The organism is Streptomyces sp. NBC_00224 (genome assembly GCF_041435195.1).
In the GTDB taxonomy this organism is placed as follows: Bacteria; Actinomycetota; Actinomycetes; order Streptomycetales; family Streptomycetaceae; genus Streptomyces.
This window is the reverse complement of the sequence record NZ_CP108106.1, coordinates 63059-82106: the sequence shown is the minus strand read 5'-3', so window position 1 is coordinate 82106 and position 19048 is coordinate 63059. Positions and strand designations below refer to the sequence as shown.

Here is a 19048-nt window from a genome sequence, read left to right as displayed (position 1 = left end):
CGGCCGCCCTTTGAAGCCGCCGCACCAGCTGGTACGGCGTCGCCTTCCCCAGCGGGGAGGGCGGGAGTGCCCCACCACCTGTGGTCACCGGATCCGGGCCACGCCGCCCCACCCCGCGCGGTCGGTGAGGGTGCCGGTGGTGGGGTCCGGACGCCACCGGGGCCAGCTGGTGAAACCGGGCTCGACCAGGTCCGTGCCGTCGAACAGCTGCACCGTGACGGAGGGTTCGCGGAGAATATAGGGGATCGCGCCGCTGGTGTTGTACTCCTCCTGGACCTTGCGGTGAAGGTCGTCGGCGGCCGTGGAGTGGCTCAGTGCGAGGTAGCTGCCAGCGGGCAGCTGGTCCACCAAGCGGCGTACCAGGCCCAGGGCCGACTGCCAGTCCACGATGTGGCCGAGGACGTCGTTGATGACCAGGGCGATGGGCTGTGTCATGTCGAGTGTCTTGGCTGCCCCGGCCAGCACCTCTTCGGTGTTGCGCATGTCGGTCTGGACGTACGCGGTGGCTCCCTCCTTGGTGCTGGTGCGTAACGCGTGGACGTGTAACAGCACGATCGGGTCGTGGTCGACGTAGACCACTCGGCACTCAGGCGCGATCCGCTGTGCCACCTCGTGCGTGTTGTTGCTGGTCGGCAGCCCGGCCCCCAGGTCGATGAACTGGCGTATCCCCGCTTCCTTCGTGAGGTAGGTGACCGTGCGGCGCAGGAAGGCGCGTGATTCCCCGGCGAACGGGACGATGTTGGGGTACTTGCTGCTGTAGGCGTCTCCGGCCGCCTGGTCGGCAGGGTAGTGGTCCTTGCCGCCGAGCCAGTAGTTCCACACCCGCGCGCTGTGCGCGACGGACGTGTCGATTGTGGTCGACTTGGGGGTGGGCTCTGTCATCTCAGTGCCTCCATCGATGTGTTGGGGTGCGGGGCGAGCACGCAGGCGTGGTCCCACCGCACCTGATACGCCGTGACGGTAGTGAGTTCGTCCGAGACCTCGGCGGTTCCCGGCAGTCCGCCGTCGCGGACGACGTGGTCAGGGACTTCGGGCACGTTGACCCGGTAGAGCAGCAGCGTGGGCTGCCCGGCCAGGGCATGCAGGGGGCCGTCGAGGGGATAGATCTGCAAGGTGATGTCGCCGCGTTGCGCGGCGGCGGACAGTTCCCGATGCTGTTCGGCCATCACGGCCGGGCTGCCAACCTGTGTGTGCAGGGCCGTCGCCGACATGAGCGCCCAGATCCTGGTGTGCGCCTCGCGCAGGCGCCTCTGGCGCTCCAGTAGCAGTTCGGTCCGTGCCTGCCTGACCGCGGCGGACAGGTCGGACCGGCGGATGTCTTCCACGGCGCGTGCGTAGGCGGGTGTGCGCAGCAGAGCCGGAACCAAGGCTGGCTCCCAGACGCGGATCATTTCGGCGGCGGACTCGATACCCATGAGGTCCTGCTGCCAGGGTTCCATCGCCGAACGCCACGGGTGCCACCAGCCCGGCAGGTTGGCGCAGGCCATGTCGCTGAGGAACTCGTCGATCTCGGCGGGCCCGGCTCCGTAGGCCTTGAGGAGGGTGTGGACCTGGCCCTCGTCGAGTGAGGTCGCGGCCAACTCGATACGCCGGATGGTCGCTTGGTGGGCACCCAGGGCGTCGGCCGCCTGTGCCCGCGAGAACCCGGCGGCCTCCCGAAGGGTCTGGAGCCGGTTGGCCAGCACGCGGTGCGCGATGGTCCGGCCAGACCTTTCCCGTGCCACGAACTCCCCTTTCGGCGACACTTTGCACAACCTGCGGGTAGTGCCCACCTTGTACCTTGCATACTCTGCGCGCAACCCCACAGGATGTCTAACCTGCCGCAGCTACTGAGTAGTTGGGGGCCCGTTGTGGACCAGCGGTGGGCCTTCGGTCGGACCAGGTAGAGCCCGGGTGCACCCCGGTGCCGAGCGCTGGCCCGCTGTGCTCGTCCGCTGCGATCGACCCGGCCAGCCAGACCACGGGGGGACGTGATGGAACGGATTGTTAGGGGCTATCGGGCAGGGAAACAGCCGAGTCGGGCTAGAGCTGCACCCACATGTGTGCCCGGGTGGTCCGCCGCTGGCGCGTTCAACGCAGGCATTGTTCACCAGGGGGGTGACACCCTGGCCCCGCCCGGATCCTGGGCGCCACAGCCGGCCGCGCCTCAGTGGATCACGCCTGTGAGACCCGGCGCCCGGGAACCGGCGCATGCTGCGTCCACGCGCACGGTCCACTCGAGGCGCGTTCCGCCCTTCGCCGGCGCTCTCTCATCCAGCCGCCCGTTCACGCGCACTTCGGCACGTACAGCGCACGGGGACCATCGGCACGTGGAGGGACTCTCACCCGTTTCTGCCTGCCCGACCGACCCGCCGAGACGGGCCCCTACCGAGGAGTGCCGCATGCCGACTCTCGGCTCCCTCTCCACCAATCACCCGGAAGCACGGCTCGCATTCCTGATCCCTGGCGGCAGTAAGCCCTACCACGACGTGCCGGTCACGGGCCTGGTTGTCCTGCCGCTCGCCCGGCTCCTCGAGGGGCGCCCGCTGCAGCCTGTTCCCGCCGGGAGCATCGTTGTCCTGACCGGAGCTCCCGGGCGCTTTTACAGTCGCGACCTGGCGGCGGTGGACCGGCTGCTGCGGCACATGTCCGCACACGACGCCGTCGCGCTCGTCTTCACCATCAGCCGCGACTCGCGTCTGGTACTCCCGCGCGCGGTCCGTGACCTCGCGGACGAGCTGGCCATCGTACTGATGGTCTCCACCGCCCCGGCTTACCCGTGGCGCCGGGTACACGAGACCATCCAGCAGGGCAGAGTGGCTGCCGCCGAGCGTACGGCCTCCCAGATGACGGCGCTCGTCAGGCAACTCCCCGCACAGCTGGCCGACCGCCAGGCCATGCAGCGCATTGTCGACTGGCTCGCCACGAGCCTGCGCGCACAGGTGATGGTCAGCGATCCGGAACGCGTCCATGCGGCATCGCCAGCCAGCGCCGCCGAATACCTCGCTCCGCTGGTCATCCGTCAGACGTTCACCGGCACCGCGCCGACATCCCCAGCCCGCCACAGCCAGCTGGTCCCGCTCGGCGTGGTGCGCGGCCGCGAACCCGTTCTCGCCGTCGCCCGAGACACCCCCTTCGCCAGCCACGAGATGCAGATGCTGCGCCATGCCGCCAAGCTCCTCGGCCTGGTCGACCAGGCCCAACGGGAATACGGGCGGGTCGCCGACGCCACCCGGGCCGCGCGCGCAGCCGTGGCGGAACTCCTGTTCCAGTCCGAGGTCGCCACGGCCCGCCGCATCATTGACGGGCTCACCCCGGGACTGCTCGACCCCGAGACCGCCCGGGTCTTCGTCCTCGAGTCTGACCCGGCCGACAACGACAGGGTCAGACGGCGCTGCGAGGGGTTGACGGCCAGCAAGGCGCTCGTGGTACCCGACCCCCGCACGGCCTGCCGGACTCTGATCGTCCATCCCGTCCGGCCCGACGCCGATACGGGTGACGCACTGTCTGAGCAACTCATTGAGCTTGTGCGAGAGTTAGGCCCTTCAGTCTGCCTTGGGGGCAGTGGCGTCTACTCAATGGGACTGCTCGCCGACGCACTCCAGGAAGCCATCGGCGCCCTGGCTCTGGCCCGCCACCTGCCGGACTCTGTCGCCTTGTCCGCGCAGGAGACCAAACTGATCGACCTCCTGCCGCAGCCCGAGGCCTACGCCTGGGCGTGCTGCCTGCTGCGCCCGTTGATGCGCGCGGAAGCTGATTGGGAGCAGCTCCGGGACACGCTTCCCCTTGCCCTTGCCTACTCTCACTCCGAGGCAGCCCGAAGACTCGGTCTGCACCGCAACACCGTCACACGCCACCTAGGGAAGGCGAGTGAGCTGCTGCACATGGATCTTGCCACGCTGACGACGCGCATCGCCCTCGCCCTGGCCCTGGAGGTCGTCACCCGGCGCCAGCAGTCCGTACCGGACCACGTCTGCGCAACACCGCCCAGCCTGCTGTCGCTCCTGGCCGCCCCCGAAGTCGCGGCGTGGGCCGCGTCGTTGCTGCGCCCCGCGCAGCAGGACCGGCGCCCCTTGCTCCTCACGGCCGAGGCCTGGCTGACCCACGATGCTCACACCGAGCTCACCGCACGGACACTGGGAATCTCCCAGGCCACTGTCCGCTCCCGGCTGCGGGCTCTGGAGCACCTCATCAGCCGTGACCTGACGTCGCCCTGCGGCATGCGCGATCTGCTCTACGCCCTCCACCTGGTCAACGGAACCCCCGTCGTTGCGCCTGGCACACGCGTCTCCTGCGCCGCGTAACAACCCAACACCGGCCACTGTTGCTCTTGCAATCCCTCACTAAATGATCTTCGAGGCGGTTGGATCACTCCGGGGCTGTTGATCCTGGGGGTGGGGGTGGGGGGTGGCTCGGCCGGAGCCGTGGGATGTCGACGACGAGATGTGGGCGGTGGTCGAACCGCTGCTGCCCAAGGTTGAGCGGCGAGCCCGTCATGCCGGGCGAAAGCGGCATCCGGACCGGCTGGTGTTCCAGGGGACCCTGTTCGAGCTGCATGCCGGGATCGCCTGGGAACACCTGCTGCACAAGCTCGGCTTCGGCTCGAGGATGACGTGTGTGGACGATCGCGTTATTCGGCTCTGTCGCAGATCTTGTGACGCGGCCTGTTTGGGCCCACGTGCCTGGGTAGGTGGGCAGGTAGCACCGTGCGGTTCGGTGGATCAGTAGCGGTGGCCGGGCCAGTGCGGGTCCTCCCAGCGGTCGGGTCCGGTGACGCCGAGCAGGCGTATCCGGTGAAGTAGATCCTCGGATGCGCCACAGGCACGAAGCCGGGCAGGCGTGTGGCGGACAAGCCAGGCAGTCAGCTCGGCGCGCATCTCTTCCTCGTTCTCCCAAGCCCGCCAGGGAAGTTGGTCGCCGAGCAGTTCGTACTCCCAGTGCGCTGCCGCTTCGGCCAGGTGTCGGTCGGCTACAGGGTCACTCAGCGCTTGCCAGGTGTTGAGCCACGGGCTCAGCGTGCCCGTGGCCTCGGCACTGAGGGCGAGGAGGTCATGCGCAGGTATGGAGGGATCCGGATCGGTGAGGGTGCAGGCCCACCAGGCCTGCAGGAATTCCTCCACTGCAGTGGCCTGCTCGGCAGGCCACTGCTGCCAGTGGCCGAGAGCGAATGAACGCCCGACCTCCTCCATGCCGAAGAGGGGCTCGATGAGGCCGCTGACGAGGGCCGAGGCGAACTGGGGCAGGATCCGGCGCAGCACGGAGGCGTGATCGCTCCAGTCGATGGCCTGCCATGTGCGCTGGAGGAGATCGGGGTCCAGCTCCGAGTCCGCCACCTTGAGCTGCGCGAGGTCTTCCGCGCTGCCCCAGTGGCACTCGCAGTTGGACTCGTCGGGGTGAGCGGTCATCCCGCGGAAGGTGACGGCCAGTCCGTCCAGCGCGGCGTCGAGGCGAATTCGTGCGCGGGGCTGATCGAGGTTCATCATGGGCGTTTGCCTTTGGGGACTCCGGGAGCTTGCGCCAGCCGAAGATCGCTAATTTACCGGGTCAGGATCCCGACTGTCATCAGCATGACGGCGTCTCGACTCCCGCAGTGCTCGCGATTGCCCAGAGCCGGGTCACAAGATCAGCGACAGAGCCCCGTTATTCCCCGGGGGTAGGTTCACGTAATTACTCCAGCCGTAGATCGTGATCTCGATGGTGAGGGGCGCCGAGGCGACAGTCGGACAGCGTCGACCGTCTGGCCGAGACCGCCCACGCCGTCGGCTCCTTCTCCCTCTACCCGAGTTCACCGAGACGGAGGGCGTTCCTTATCTCGCTGAGCTTCGCGGTCGTCGCCGGGGTCTGCTCCTGCGCTTGTTCAGCGAGTCGGAGGGCGTTCTCAATCTCGCTGAGCTTCGCGGAGGACAGGACGGCCGCTCGCTCGATCAGGTCGTCCCGGGACACGGTGGTCAGCCACGTGCAAGGGGTGAAGCCCGGACGCGGCAACGCGAGCCGCAGCACGCCTTCGAACGGCAGCCCTTCACCGGCGCCCACCATCACTTCGATACCCAGACCGCTAATGTCGACGCCCGCCGGAGCGACGACCTGCATCACCTGGATCCCGGACGCGTCGTCTCCCGACAGCAGCACGACCGGCCGCCGCTCGTCGAACTGGACCCACCAGACTTCGCCACGTTGCACAAGTCCTCCTGACACAGGAACGGCAGACAGACGCTGCGCGAGCCTGACGCGCTGTGGAGACGGGTGTGGCCACCCGTTGATCATCGGTGTGTGAAGACAAACGATCACGCGGTGGCCGCAGGTCACAGCGTAAACCCTGCCCACTGGCAGGAGGCGTTCGAGGGCCTGATGAGCCGGATAGCGGGACGGTTCACACGGTCGAACCCCGGTTCTGAGTCCGGAAGTTGGTGCTTGGACTGCTGTCGGACCTGCCCGCAAGAACTGCTGGACCATCGCCGAATGGGCCGGGGACAAGACCCCGGACGGCATGCAGCACCTGCTCGGCCGGGCCAAGTGGGATGCCGACCAGGTCCGCGACGACGTGGTGGCCCACCTGCACGACGACCAGGCGGTACTGGCGGTCGACGAGACCGGCGACGTGAAGAAGGGCACCGACACGGTCGGCGTCCAGCGCCAGTACACCGGCACCGCCGGACGCGTCGAGAACAGCCAGGTAGCCGTTTACCTCGCCTACTCGACCCCGCGAGGACACGCGGCGATCGACCGGGAACTCTATGTTCCGCGTTCCTGGAACTCCGACCCCGACCGCTGCTGAGCCGCCGGACTCGGTGACAAGACGGAGTTCGCGACAAAGCCAGAGCTGGCCGCCCGCATGGTCACGCGATTCCTGGACGCCGGCCACCGGGCCGCATGGGCCGCCGGCGACGAGGTCTACGGCGGCAACCCGAGGCTGCGCGCCGCGCTGGAGGAACGCGGCAACGGCTACGTCCTAGATTGCCGGCTGCCGCTATCGGCGACGGATCTCGTGGGGATGATCACGTACCAGGAAAGCCGCCCCCCCCGCGCATACGCCCCGCCTTCCCATTCACCGGCGGGCCAGCGCCGAAGTGTGTCGCGGAAAGGTCAGCCTGAGCCACTGGCCAGCCGCCCGCGCCGGCCTGCCATAGACCGTGCAGCCGGGATGCCCCTCATCTGGGCCAACTGGGGATCCCCCTGGTAGATGTGACCGATGGCCTGGAGATACCAGGCGGCGGCTGAGTGATCGCCGACGCGGCATAGCTTGCCTTTCGCTCCGCGCCGAAGGCCCCGACCGGCCAGGTGCCCGAGTGGCCCACGCCTGCCCGCAGGGCACGGAGGAAGGGACTCGTCAGGCTCCGCATTCCCCTTCCTGCCTAGCGCTGACGTGCCCAGAAGTAACCACGTTGGCGCGGCGGATGGGCAGGCCTGGCGCCACGTCACTGAGTTTGTTCAGTGGGCAGTTCTGGAACCTCCCGAGCGACGGCAGTGCACCTCAGTAAGCCCACAGGGGCCCGTAGTGCAGAACTGGCAGGTGGCGGCTCGCAGATGGTGCACTCAGTCAATGGCGGCACGCGGTGTCTGCCGCCTAAGTTCCTTTACAAGTCAGCCGACCGCCGATGGCCAGGATGCGGGCGAAGCGGTGGCTGAGTACCTCGAGCCACGGCAATCCCCGCATCCGTCGGTTTGTCGCCGGGATCCAAGGATCCGAGCACACCGCCGTTCAGCCACGTCACTACCAGCACTACCGGATGTCCACTGAGGCGTTGACCGCCTGTGGAGTCGACCCGCTGCTGCGGCGGGCCCGCGCCGTGCCCTGTGGACTGGGCACTGTCTGCGCCCGCTCGCCGCGCCGTCGGCCCTACCTCTCCTCTCACCCATCATGGAGTGTTTTGCTGTGAAGCCGTTAAGCCGCACTGCTGCCGCGTTCACCCTGACGGTGGCCGTCACGGGAGCTGCTGCCGTGACCGCCACGTCCGCTCACGCCGTCGACAATCGCTGCTACATCACCGCGTCCGCGGCCAATGTCCGCGCGAAGGCAACTACCCGCGCTGTCGCGGTGGGTGTCGCTTACAAGGGCTGGTCGTGTGCCGCCCTGGACTACTCCTACCCGGGCGACACGCAATGGGCGAAGATCCGGGTGAACCGCACGGGCGTCGTCGGGTGGGTGCGCGGCGACCTGCTGCACTCGCCCGGGGAAGGCGGGCACACCTGTATCCCCGAGAACTGCCCCCGATAGACCACGAGCCCTGCGGGACCTGACCTTCCTGGGTTCCCGGCGCGCTGAGCCACAGGCGCCTTGGTGGTCTTCATGCCGCAGCTCCGTCCAGTTCGCCCCCGAACAGCGACCACGCTGATCTCCCCTCGCGCGGTCGCACGGACGGGGCTGCCGGGGTGCCGCTCGCCCCCGAGCGGCACCCCACCCCGCCGGCCCCGGCAGCCAGTTGGGACCGGTCGGCCTCGGGATGACACCAACGGCGCTGCCCGCCTACCGAAGTGCTCGCGCGCGCCCGGACAACATCACTCTTCTGTGCCCCCTCCACCACGACTCAGGGACCCGGCGTCGCCCGGCCCTGTCCGCCTCACGTCAGGACGCCTCTGTGTTCTCCGATGACACCCGCCCCGGCCCGCCGCTCCTCGTCGTCTTGGGCGCCGGTGACCGCGTCTACTGCGGATACGCGCTCCAGCACATTGCTGCCCGCTATCCGATTGCCTTGCTCGATAAGAAACCGGGGCAGTGGGCGTGTGACGTCAGCGCTGTGACGGTCGAGGTAGACCTGGCCTCTGACGAGGACGCCATCCGGGCCGTAGAGGCAATCGCCACGGGCCGCGGGGTCGCTGGGGTCCTTACCTACCAGGACCAGCACGTTGAACTCGCAGCCTGGCTGGCCCACCTCTTCCCCGGGCCCGGGAACACTCCCACCTCGGCGACCGCCTGCCGCGACCAGCACCTTGCCCAGTCCTTGCTCACAGGCGTCGACATCCCTTCTACCACCCCCGCCCTTGCCGGTGACGCCGACGCCGCCGTCGAGCACGCGAGCGCGCTCGACGGACCGGTCGTCCTCAAACCCCGCATTCTCAGCGGCTATGCGGGGGGTCACCGTGCCCAGAGCCCTCGCGAGATACGCGAGGCCTTCGTAACCGTCCGGGATTCCTACCAGCCGGGAGGGCAGTGCGCCGGTAGAGGCGGGGCGCTGATCGAGGCGTACATGGACGGCCCCGAGATCGGCGTGGAGTGCGTGGTCTTCGACCGCGACACCGTGCACGTGGCAGCCGTCAGCCGCACCTTCACGGAGGATCAGCCCTCAGTCCTGGAAACCGGACATCTCGTGGACGCCACCGACCCCGTCCTCCGCGATCCCCGGATCGGCCAGCTCGCCGCGTCGGCCGTGGCCGTGGTGGGCCTCTCACGCGGCGTGGTCCACGTCCAGATGCGGCTGACCCACCAGGGGCCGCGCATCACGGAGATCGGCGCCACTCTCGCCAGCGATCTCATTCCCCACCTTGTGTACCTGGCCACGGGCCTTAACCTGCCGCAGATCGCAGCCGATCTTGCCACGGGCGCCGACCTCGATCTGGTGCCCCGCCAGAGCCGATGCGCCGCCGTACGGTTCTTTTACCCCTGCGTCACCGGTCAGGTCACCGCGGTGCACTGCGGGATTCAGGCTGCGTGGCTGGAACGGCTCGTGTGGACCGCGCTGCCTGGCGAACACGTCTGCGCGCCGCCCCACGCCAGCATCCGAGACCGCACCGCCCTGGCTGTCGTCACCGGTGGCGACCCCTCCTCCTGCCGCAAGCGACTCCAGCTCGTCGAAGAGCGCACCGGTATCCACATCCAGCCCGGCACGGCCTGACCACCCACCAGGAGTCTCGCCATGATTCTCAGCCCCACCCGCACCAGCGCCACAGGACCGGACGCCCCCACCGCCGCGGGAGTCGCCGCCGTGATCGCCCCCGCCGACACCGGCACCCCCTACGCACCCGCCCTGGCCCGGCACGGCTGGTCCTGCATCCCCGTCACCCTGCCCGGGACGCTCCAGGCCGGCGCCGCTCCGTCGCGCCTCATCAACCAGATCACCCACACCGGCAGCCTGCGCCGGACGGCACGTGACCTCGCCCACGCGGGCACCACAGCCGTCGTGGCAGGCTCACCGGCAGGATGCGAGCTGGCCGACCGTCTCGCCGCCCGCCTCGGGCTGCCCGGCAACGCCCCCGCCACCGCCGACCTGCGCCGCGACACCGCCTGGACCAGCGCGACCCTGCGCGATGCCGGGCTCAGCGCCCCACGCCTCATCCGCACGGCCAGCCTCGGCGAGGCCCTGCGCTGGACCCGGTTCACCCGCCTGCCCCAGCTCGTCGTGGAACACCCTGACCCCGCCCGGACACACCCCGGGGCGCTCTGCCGCACACCCGCCGACATCCGTGCCGCCTGGCATCGCCAGCAACACCGCGACAGCCAGCCGCTCGTCCTGCGCGAGCACCACCCCGGCACCCAGTTCCGTATCCACACCATGAGCGGACCTTCCCACGACGGCAACGACGCCCACACCGTCACCGCCATCTGGTGCGAGAGCCACACGCGCGAACGGCAGATTGACCGAGCCGACCTGGTCAGCCGCCGAGGCATCCTGGCCCGCGCGCTCACCCGCTACACCCAGCGCGCCCTCACCATCTTGGGCGTGCGCTACGGCCCCGCCCAGGTCACCGTCGTCTACACACCCGACCGAGGCCCCACCCTCACCGCCCTGCGCACCGATGCTGGCACGGAATTCGCGCCCGAGGCGCTCCGCGCGGCGACCGGCCACGACCCGGTCGCCGACACCGTGCACCTGATTCTCACCGGCCGGCGCGAAGAGGCCCGCCCGGTCCGCCAGGCACACACGACTAAGGTCGCGCTGCTGCCCCGCCAGGACGGCGTGGTGAACCCGGAGCTGCTGCACACCCTCACCAGCCTTCCGACCGTGGCCGCCCACACCCCGCTGATCGCAGGCACCGCCGTGAGCGCCGGTCAGGTGGCGGGCTGGTTCCTGCTCGCCGCCGAGGACATGCGGGCCATCAACCGTGACTACCAGGCGATCCGGGCCGCCGAGGACTTCGGCCTGTACGGGCGAACCGCATGACATCGCCACCCGATCCCATATGTGCCAACAAACCGGCCGCACCGGGAATGCCGGAGCGCAGGACGACTTGGACGCCGGTATGCCCGGCTGAAACCGCACTGTACGTCGGTGAACTCCCCTCGGACCCGCTCGACGACGCTGTCCAAGTCCTCGCTCTGATCGCTGCACTGCGTGCCAAGACACCGCGCATCCCTGGCTTCGCCGGCAACCGTGCCTTCGCTTCCCCCGACCTCGGCTCCGCCACGGGCGCGCTGTTCAACAGCGTGGTTGATCCGATCAACAACGATGCCTGCACCATCGACACCAGGGCCTACGAGCAGGCCGTGGTCCGCTTCATCGCCCAGACCGCCCAAGCGCGCCCCAAGGACACCTTCGGCTACGTCACGCCCAGTGACAGCGAGGGACTCCTGTTCGGCCTCGCCACCGCCCGCCGTCGGCTGCCCGACGCCGCCGTCTACGCCTCCGACCAGGCCCACGACAGCGTCGCCACAGCCGCGGACCTCCTCGGCATGAAGCTCGTGACCATACCCACCACGCGTGACGGGGCAATGGACCCACAGGCCCTGAAGAGCGCGGCGCTCCTCCAGCGCCGCATCCGTCCCCACGCCGGGCGCGGCCCAGGAGCCATCGTGGTCGCAACGATCGGAACGGTCATGCGCGGCGCGTACGACGACGTCACCGAACTCCGTCAATCGGCTGCAACGGCGGGGGGTGTCCATGTCCATGCCGACGCCGCCTGCGGCGGGCTGATCGCCGCCCACGCGCCTTCCGCACCCCGCTGGAACTTTGCCCACGGCGTCGACTCCCTCTCCATCAGCGGCCACGAAATCCTCGACGCCCTCATCCCGTGCGGCGTCGTCCTGACCCGCCGACACCACGTCGCGGCGCCCCTGCTGGCCAGCACCTACGGCCAGGCCACCAGCCAGAAGCACGGCCACTCCCGCAGCGGCCTGGCCGCCCTGCTCCTCTGGTGTGTGCTGCGGCGCATCGGGCACTCCGGCCTACGCGCCCACGTTCTTGGCTGCCTGGCAACCGTCCAGTACGCCGTCGAGCAGCTCACCCTGGCCGGCGTTCACCCCACCCGCACCACCGACTCCCTCACCGTCTGCTTCGACCGGCCCGCCGAACGGGTCGCCCGCAAGTGGCACCTCGTCTGCGAAGGCCAGCTGGCCCGCCTGGTCACCGCCGGCCACGTCACACGGACTTCGATCGATGCCCTCCGCCGCGACCTGCGCACCCCCTGACACGAGGCCGAACCACGCGACAGGAACATCCCTATGCAACGCATCCTTCTCACTCGCCCAGCCACCGCCCAGCGCACCATGATCGACACCTGGCTCGACAGTTACATCATGCGCGCCCATCCCCTCCTCGGACGCAGTGGCGCCGTCTGCCCCTACGTCACCGCAGCCCGCCGCCACGGCGTCATCCGCGTACGGGCCGCCACCGACACCCCGACCGGAGACCTGGTACCCCGCGACCGCCAGCACACCAGCCTCGCCCAGGCCCGGACTTGGCTCCACGCAGTCCTGCGCACCGCGGTCGACGATTTCGAACACCACCCCTGGCCTCCCCACGCACGCCAACTGCACTGCCTCGTCGTGCTGCTCCAGGGCCTTGCCCCCGATCACTGGGGCGAACTCGACCGCGTCCACGCCGAGGTCAAGGCAGACGTGATGCGGCGAGGCCTGATGATCAGCCGCTTCCACCCGCGCTGCCCGGCCACGGCCGTGCACAACGCTTTCTTCGCCGTGAACCGGTCGCCGGCCCCGCTTATCGTCATCCGCCGCATGGCCCGCGATGACCACCTCTTCGCCGACGACGACCAGCAGCTGGGGGCCTACCAGCGCCACTTCCCGGACAGCGAGCGATGGGACACACCATCCAGCTGCGCAGCAGCCCACCCGCAAACCCTGTGACCACGGGCTGACACCGCCTGTGTGACACGGCGGCGTCACCGCGGACCTCATCCCTTGGATTCGTGCGCTGGCAGCGCCTCTGGCCTACACCAGCGACTCCAACGCCACCGCTGCGCTCACTGCCCCCGACCGCACGCCGAAGGCCGCGCTGCGGGGGCGCATCCTCCCCCCAGCCGCCTCCATGGAGTCCAACGCCATGACCACTGCCGTCCCCGACACCGACACCTCGAGCAGAGCCGATCACCAGGGCATCCGCACTACTGTGCTGAGTGACCGGCGCGCCCTCGCTTTCCTCGACCGCTGCTGGCCCACCCTCTACACCCGCGACCCGCACAGCACGCCGTACCAGTCCAGGGCCTGGCTGGGAGGCTGGGCACGGCACTTGCCCCTCACGGCCGCCCCAGTCATGGTGATCGCCCATGACAGCGGTGGACCTGTCGCGGCGATGGCCATGACATACGAGGTGACGGACGACGGCCATGACCGGATGCGGCCACTGTCCGCACCCGCCGCCGAATGCATTCGCGCCGTCGGCCCCGGAAGTGAACACCTGGCCGTCGCGAACGCACTGGTGCGATGCCTGGTCGGACTGGCCCGCGACGGAACGCAGGTTGAGCTTTCGGACGTTCCGGCCGACAGTGCTCTCGCTCACCAGCTGGCCGTGCAATGGAACGGCTCCCTGGACCAGACGCCCTACGCCATGATCGCCCTGCCGGTCGGCTATGGAGGCCTCTCCCGGACAACGCAGCGCGGCCACCGGCGCCGCCAGCGCGTCTGGGACAACTTGGCCGAGCACGGCCACCGCGTCCGCTACCGCCGCACCCAGAGCACCGCCGAACTGCTGGAGACCCTTCCCACCCTTGAATACTTGCACCGGCTGAGGCGGCCAAACCAGCCGGAAGGCCTACTCCATCAGGGCCTTCAGCCGTGGCGCACCGTCCTCGAACGCTGCAGCACCGCAGCCTTCATCGCCACACTGACTCTCGATGAGGACGTAGTCGCGACCCAGCTGTGCCTGCACCGCGGACACCGTGTCCACTCCGCCCTCGCCGCCATGAACCCCACCGCCTGCGCCCTGGCGCCTGGACACGCCCTCCTGCGGCATCTCACCGCCGACCTGGAACGCTCTGGATACCAGACGCTGGATCTCGGCAGAACGCGACCAGAACCCGGCCAGATCCACTACAAGGCCCAGTACGCCGCAACATGGACACGAACACTGGCGATCGCCAGCCAACCACTGGCTACGGTCGACTCCCCGGGTCTATCATGATTTAGGTGTTTCTCGCTGGTTTGGCCTAGTAGTTCTCTTGTGGGTTGTTACCCGTCCGGCCGTAAGGCGGCCGTCGAAGAGCCGGTCGAACTCGTTCAACGCGGTCTTCCACTTGTTGTTCCACCGCTGACGTCCGCGTCCGGTGGGGACCAGGGCGAGTGTGGTGAGGTAGAGGCGTTTGAGGGCGGCCCGCACATGGCGGCTCCGTCCCAGGCCGCTGGGCCAGCCCCACCACGATCTTGTCGACGGTCACCGCGCGGGCGTTCTGCTCTTCCACCGTCCATGCCCCCGTTCCGGGGGCCGGGTGGTTGTGCCCTACAAGCCTCGCGGGACAGAGGAGTGGGTTACTTGACTAAGTTGAGGCGGATGTGACGCCTGGGACGGCGAGTCCGCCGTTGACGGAGCCGTACGGGCGGCAGCCGCAGAAACCAGAACCGGGGGATTCGGAAACCGCAGGTGCGCGGTCAGACCGGCTGAGATCATGGCGAGAGGGTCAGCGCATGATCATGGCACAGCAGTGGGGGCGGCGATGGACGAGACGAGCACGGTGCGGGCGGTCGTGATCGACTACAAGGCGGTCCTGCGCTCGCCTGGGCACGCCCACAACGGGATCGCCGACTTCCTTCAGTGGCTCGACGAACACGGCATCTCTTTCGTACTGCTCACGACCGACTCCCTCGACGCCGAAGCCGCCCTGACGGCTGCTGGTCTGCCCGCGCCTGCCCTCCACCTGTGCCGCGACGACATCCCCGGCAGGCCGGCCCGTGGAAGCGGTGCCTGGCTGCTGACGGTCGCCGACCGCCTAAAGCTGCGCGCGAATCAGATCGTCCTGGTGGGAACCTCGGAGTGGGACTGGCGCACCGGCATCAACGCCGGCGTCGTTCACGTCCACGCCCGCTGGGCCAGCCACGTCCGCGACAACAAGGGCATGCTCACCTTGTTGGCTGACGAGCCGGCGGACGTCGGTGAGCTCCTGGAGCACTTCCTCCTGGATGAACCCCGCTGGGCCTTCAGCCACGACGACGACGCCCGCTCCTTCAAGATCCGCTCGCTGCTGCCTCCCAACGTGCGGTTCCCCCGGGAAGCCGGCCGGACCTTCGAGCTCCAAGACGTCTTCACACGCGGCCGCACGATCACCGTCGGCAGCCAGGACGCCCGCGACATCCTGATGCTGCGCCTGCTCTCCTCCGCATACCTCGACGGCACCCTGCCCCACCGCAGCCTCTTCTGCGTTTACCCCAGCAGCTCCCCAGGCCGGGTCAGCCAGCAACTCGCCGGCTTCCTCACCAAGGCCAAGGTGATGGTTGGCTCCTACTACCGCGAGGACCTCCTCGAGCGCACCGGCCAGGCCCCGGACACCAGCCTGGAACGGTGGAAGCGGAGCCGGGGCGAGGCGAGCACGGCGGACATCTCGATCGGCGCCCAGGCCCGCACCGTCCGGATCAACCCCAAGTACAAGGGCAAGCTCAAGGGCAAGATGGTGATCGTCTTCGACGACTTCACCACCGAGGGCAAGTCCATCGAGTGGGCCCGCACCCTCCTGACCAGCGCCAACGCGGCACAGGTCATCGCCCTGACCATCGGCAAGTACGGCGCCTCCCGCCACACCGCCTACCAGCTGCGCCCCGGAACGACGATCGACCCCTACCAGGTCAGCTACCACCTGGCAGCCAGGAACTTTGTGACGACGCCCGTCACCGGAGACTCAGGCCCGGGCCCCGACAGCGCCCTGCAGGCCACGATGTCCCACTTCATCGCCGCCGCGCAGAACTCCGAGTGACTGTGCCCATCATCCGGCCCTCGGACGAGCCGACGCGGCTCGGGGAGAACCTGAGCCGAACGATCGACCCGACCACACCCTTCCCTCCCGTACGGGGTCCGCGTACGCCATGATGGAGGTGGCCCGAGAACCTTGCTTCATCCTTCGAACATCCCGGGGCCACGAGTAGAAGGACACCCGATGGACCTCAATATCACCGCTGAGCAGCACGATCTGCTGACCCTGTGCGCGCTGCGCATCGGCGACACCTCCCTGGACTGGAGCCTGCTCGCCCGCAGCGCCCAGAGCCCCGAGGGCCTGGCCGCGCTCATGGACGGACAGCTGCACGAGGACTCGCGTGCCGCGACGAAGAACCGCCCCCTGCTGCAGCAGGCCCTGGCCGCCGGCCTGGACGAAGCCCGTGCCCGCGTCGACGACGAGCTCGCCGCGGCCAGCAACGCCGACGCGCGCCTGGTCACGGTCCTCGACAAGGACTACCCGGCGAACCTGAGGCTGATCGGCAACCTGCCGCCATTCCTCTTCTACCACGGCGAGCTCGATCAGCGCGACGCCCGCTCCATCGCCGTCGTCGGCACCCGCCAGGCCTCCGAGGACGGGCTGCGCCGAGCCGGCCGGATGGCCCGCGAGCTCGTCGAACACGACGTCGTGATCGCCAGCGGTCTGGCCAAGGGCATCGACGCGGCAGCCCACCGGGCCACGCTCGCTGCGGGCGGCCGTACCTTCGCCGTCATGGGCACCGGCATCGCCGCCCCGATCTACCCGGCCGAGAACCGGCCCCTCGCGAAGGCGATCCTCACGGCTGACGGAGCGCTGCTGAGCCAGTTCTGGCCCACGAGCCCCCCGGCGAAGTACACCTTCCCGCGCCGCAACGTCGTCACCTCCGGTACCACCCTGGGCAGCGTCGTCATCGAGGCTTCCAGCACGTCGGGCGCCAAGATGCAGGCCCGCCTGGCCGCCGAGCACGGCAAACTCGTCTTCCTGATCCGCTCCCTCGCCGACACCCAGCCCTGGGCCAAAAAGATGCTCGATGAGGACCGGGCGATCCTGGTCACCGCCTCCAGCGACATCACCAACCGCCTCGGCCAGGCCACGGACATCCAGGCCGCCGGCCAGCAGCGCCAGCAGCTCGCCCTGGCCGGCCTGTGACGGCAGGCCTCCCGGATCCGGCAGGCTTCCCCGACTGCCCCGTATGCGCCTACCGCATCACCGGCACCGCCCGCCTGTGCTCCGACTGCGCCGGCCGCACCCTCCAGCCGGTCGCCGAGCCCCACTGCCCGGTTTGCTCCCAGGTGGTCGCGCCCGGCAGGCAGTGCAGCAACCGGGTGTGCGCGCTATCGGAAGCCGAGCGGGGGTTCTCCCGAGTCGACGCAGTGGCCATGTACTCCGGAGCCCTGCGCGACAAGATCCACAAGCTGAAGTACGACGGGAAGGCCGGCTGGGCGATGATCTTCGGGCGGCTCCTTGTCGGCTGGATGGAAAGCCACCCCGAGGAGATGCGGGGCGTCGACCACGTCGTCGGCAACCCCACCCACACCGGCCGCCAGCCGATCCAGCACATCGAGGCGATCATGGACGCCGCCTACACTGAGGACGTGACCCGAGCCTTCCCACTCAGCCCGCCGGGCGCACACCGGCTGGTGAAGCAGGCCGAGACGGCCCGGTCCGCGAACCGCACGCTGGACGAGAAGCGCACGGCCGCCACCGCGCATGCCGCCGCCCTGACCTGGACCGGAGACACCAGCGACATCAAAGGAGCCACCATCCTGCTCGTCGATGACGTGTTCACCAGCGGATCGCAGCTCCAGCACGTCGCGCTCCGGCTCCGGGCGACCGGCGCCGCCGACATCCGGGGACTGGTTCTCGCCCGAGTCCCCTGGAGCGGATGACTCCGCCCCCGAGACCCCAGGAGTGAGCCTGGCGGCTGGTTCAGGTCGGTGGGTCAGTGCCGGATACGCCGCACCGAACTCACGCGGCCTGCCCAGGGGCCGTGGTCATGCGCCACCGGCCCGGGCCGGTGATGCCGTGGTCGGGGCGTCCGCGTCGGGGATCACGACGATCCCGCCGAGGTGGTCAGTGACCCATGCCGGAGGAGTCCGGCCTTCCAGGACGTCGCGCACGTAGTCGGGGGCCTCCGCCCGCAGACCGCGGAGCGCGTGCGCGAGGTAAGGCACGGAGAAGTGCCCGAAGTCGTTGGGGACGTTCTCGAAAAGGGCGCCGGTGACAGGAGCGGCGCGGTCCATGACCGCCGCACCGGCGAACTGGCCGTACCTGATCTGCTGAACCGGCCGGAGAAGCTCTTTTGCCACCCGGCGAGACCCCCGCTGCGGCTGCCGCAAAAAGCGGTCGAGGCCTTCGTCCAGGCTGCGCACGAGAGGCACGATCGGCGCGTCCAGGTGGTCGGGGCTGGCGATGTCTTCGACAGGGGTCGCGTCGTGGAAGGCCATCACGCCCGCACTTCTCCCGCCCAGACCGACTGCGGTCTCCGCCACCAGGGCAGAGACGATGGACACCCCGGCCCGGTCGCGTTCCTTGCAAAGAGCGTCATCATGGGTGCGATCGCAGTTCAGCGTCGACCTGTACTGCGAGTCACCGCAGTACAGGATGTAGGCCGCAGGGACCTGGAAGCGATTTGCCGCCCCGATCAGCTTGGAGAGCTGCGTCCTGTTGTCGCCGGGCGTCTTGTAGGTGAAATCGATGCTCCAGCGCGTGCCGTGCACCTTCAAGATCTTTGCCTGGACGAGGAGCCCGTAGCAGGTGCCGTCCCGGTCCACCCACCACCACAGCCAGTCGGCTCCGTTCTCCTTCTCCTGGCCAGCCGTCTCGACGAATTGGATGCGTGGGCTCGCGGTGGACAGCAGCACCTGGGTTGCCGCCACCTCATGGAACATTCCGCCAGCGTCCAGCATGCGCGTCATCAGACGATCCGCCGCCGTCCGGCCCTGCCGGAGTGCCTCGTACGGGCTGGTCTCATGATCGGAAAAGTCGTTCAACGCGACAGCCC

At 69.0% G+C, this 19048-nt stretch carries 15 protein-coding genes and 2 pseudogenes; 12 read left to right on the top strand and 5 right to left on the bottom strand.

The annotated features are described in order from the left end of the window. Nucleotides 1–84: 84 nt before the first annotated feature. A complete protein-coding gene (locus OG965_RS00415) occupies nucleotides 85–882 on the bottom strand; it encodes an SAM-dependent methyltransferase (RefSeq protein ID WP_371647902.1) in 798 nt (265 codons plus the stop codon). Then, nucleotides 879–1724 (bottom strand): helix-turn-helix domain-containing protein, encoded by an 846-nt coding sequence (locus tag OG965_RS00410; RefSeq protein WP_371647900.1) that lies wholly within the window; start codon nucleotides 1722–1724, stop codon nucleotides 879–881. Before OG965_RS00410 ends, OG965_RS00415 begins: the two co-directional genes overlap by 4 nt. 657 nt (nucleotides 1725–2381) lie before the next feature. On the opposite strand from OG965_RS00410, the gene OG965_RS00405 reads away from it, so the two are divergent. Together OG965_RS00405 and OG965_RS00400 are read left to right on the top strand one after the other, a co-directional pair. Next, nucleotides 2382–4283 carry a helix-turn-helix domain-containing protein gene (locus tag OG965_RS00405; RefSeq protein ID WP_371647898.1) on the top strand — a complete coding sequence of 634 codons (1902 nt, stop codon included), beginning with the start codon at nucleotides 2382–2384 and terminating at the stop codon, nucleotides 4281–4283. A 103-nt stretch (nucleotides 4284–4386) separates the two neighbouring features. After that, nucleotides 4387–4596 (top strand): annotated as a pseudogene (locus OG965_RS00400) (transposase); the annotation flags it as partial. A 104-nt stretch (nucleotides 4597–4700) separates the two neighbouring features. Here OG965_RS00400 and OG965_RS00395 read toward each other — a convergent pair. Both OG965_RS00395 and OG965_RS00390 read right to left on the bottom strand, forming a co-directional pair. Beyond that, complete coding sequence (locus tag OG965_RS00395) at nucleotides 4701–5459, bottom strand: hypothetical protein (RefSeq protein ID WP_371656804.1); 759 nt, start codon at nucleotides 5457–5459, stop codon at nucleotides 4701–4703. A gap of 295 nt (nucleotides 5460–5754) precedes the next feature. Beyond that, a complete protein-coding gene (locus OG965_RS00390; protein ID WP_371647896.1) occupies nucleotides 5755–6159 on the bottom strand; it encodes a type II toxin-antitoxin system PemK/MazF family toxin in 405 nt (134 codons plus the stop codon). A 168-nt stretch (nucleotides 6160–6327) separates the two neighbouring features. On the opposite strand from OG965_RS00390, the pseudogene OG965_RS00385 reads away from it, so the two are divergent. The 10 genes and pseudogenes from OG965_RS00385 to OG965_RS00340 form a co-directional block, all read left to right on the top strand. After that, nucleotides 6328–6931, top strand: a pseudogene (locus tag OG965_RS00385) (IS701 family transposase); the annotation flags it as partial. A 987-nt stretch (nucleotides 6932–7918) separates the two neighbouring features. Beyond that, the gene (locus tag OG965_RS00380) at nucleotides 7919–8194 is read left to right on the top strand and encodes an SH3 domain-containing protein (RefSeq protein ID WP_371647894.1); all 276 of its coding nucleotides are present in this window, start codon (nucleotides 7919–7921) and stop codon (nucleotides 8192–8194) included. A 361-nt stretch (nucleotides 8195–8555) separates the two neighbouring features. Then, nucleotides 8556–9809: an ATP-grasp domain-containing protein gene (locus OG965_RS00375; RefSeq protein WP_371647892.1), complete on the top strand. Its 1254-nt coding sequence runs from the start codon at nucleotides 8556–8558 to the stop codon at nucleotides 9807–9809. Between the two features lie 21 nt (nucleotides 9810–9830). Continuing rightward, a complete protein-coding gene (locus OG965_RS00370; protein WP_371647890.1) occupies nucleotides 9831–11075 on the top strand; it encodes a glutathione synthetase in 1245 nt (414 codons plus the stop codon). A 47-nt stretch (nucleotides 11076–11122) separates the two neighbouring features. Further along, a complete protein-coding gene (locus tag OG965_RS00365; RefSeq protein ID WP_371647888.1) occupies nucleotides 11123–12319 on the top strand; it encodes a pyridoxal-dependent decarboxylase in 1197 nt (398 codons plus the stop codon). 33 nt (nucleotides 12320–12352) lie between these two features. Beyond that, nucleotides 12353–12994 carry a DUF6875 domain-containing protein gene (locus OG965_RS00360; RefSeq protein WP_371647886.1) on the top strand — a complete coding sequence of 214 codons (642 nt, stop codon included), beginning with the start codon at nucleotides 12353–12355 and terminating at the stop codon, nucleotides 12992–12994. Between the two features lie 196 nt (nucleotides 12995–13190). After that, nucleotides 13191–14267: a GNAT family N-acetyltransferase gene (locus OG965_RS00355; protein WP_371647884.1), complete on the top strand. Its 1077-nt coding sequence runs from the start codon at nucleotides 13191–13193 to the stop codon at nucleotides 14265–14267. A gap of 529 nt (nucleotides 14268–14796) precedes the next feature. After that, nucleotides 14797–16047, top strand: coding sequence for an HAD family hydrolase (locus OG965_RS00350; protein ID WP_371647882.1), 1251 nt, complete (start codon nucleotides 14797–14799; stop codon nucleotides 16045–16047). 180 nt (nucleotides 16048–16227) lie between these two features. Beyond that, a complete protein-coding gene (locus tag OG965_RS00345) occupies nucleotides 16228–17193 on the top strand; it encodes a DNA-processing protein DprA (RefSeq protein WP_371647880.1) in 966 nt (321 codons plus the stop codon). After that, a complete protein-coding gene (locus tag OG965_RS00340) occupies nucleotides 17190–17933 on the top strand; it encodes a ComF family protein (protein ID WP_371647878.1) in 744 nt (247 codons plus the stop codon). Before OG965_RS00345 ends, OG965_RS00340 begins: the two co-directional genes overlap by 4 nt. A gap of 105 nt (nucleotides 17934–18038) precedes the next feature. Here OG965_RS00340 and OG965_RS00335 read toward each other — a convergent pair whose 3' ends face one another. Further along, on the bottom strand, nucleotides 18039–19037 hold the full coding sequence (locus OG965_RS00335; RefSeq protein WP_371647876.1) for a hypothetical protein: 999 nt from the start codon (nucleotides 19035–19037) through the stop codon (nucleotides 18039–18041). Nucleotides 19038–19048 lie beyond the last annotated feature (11 nt).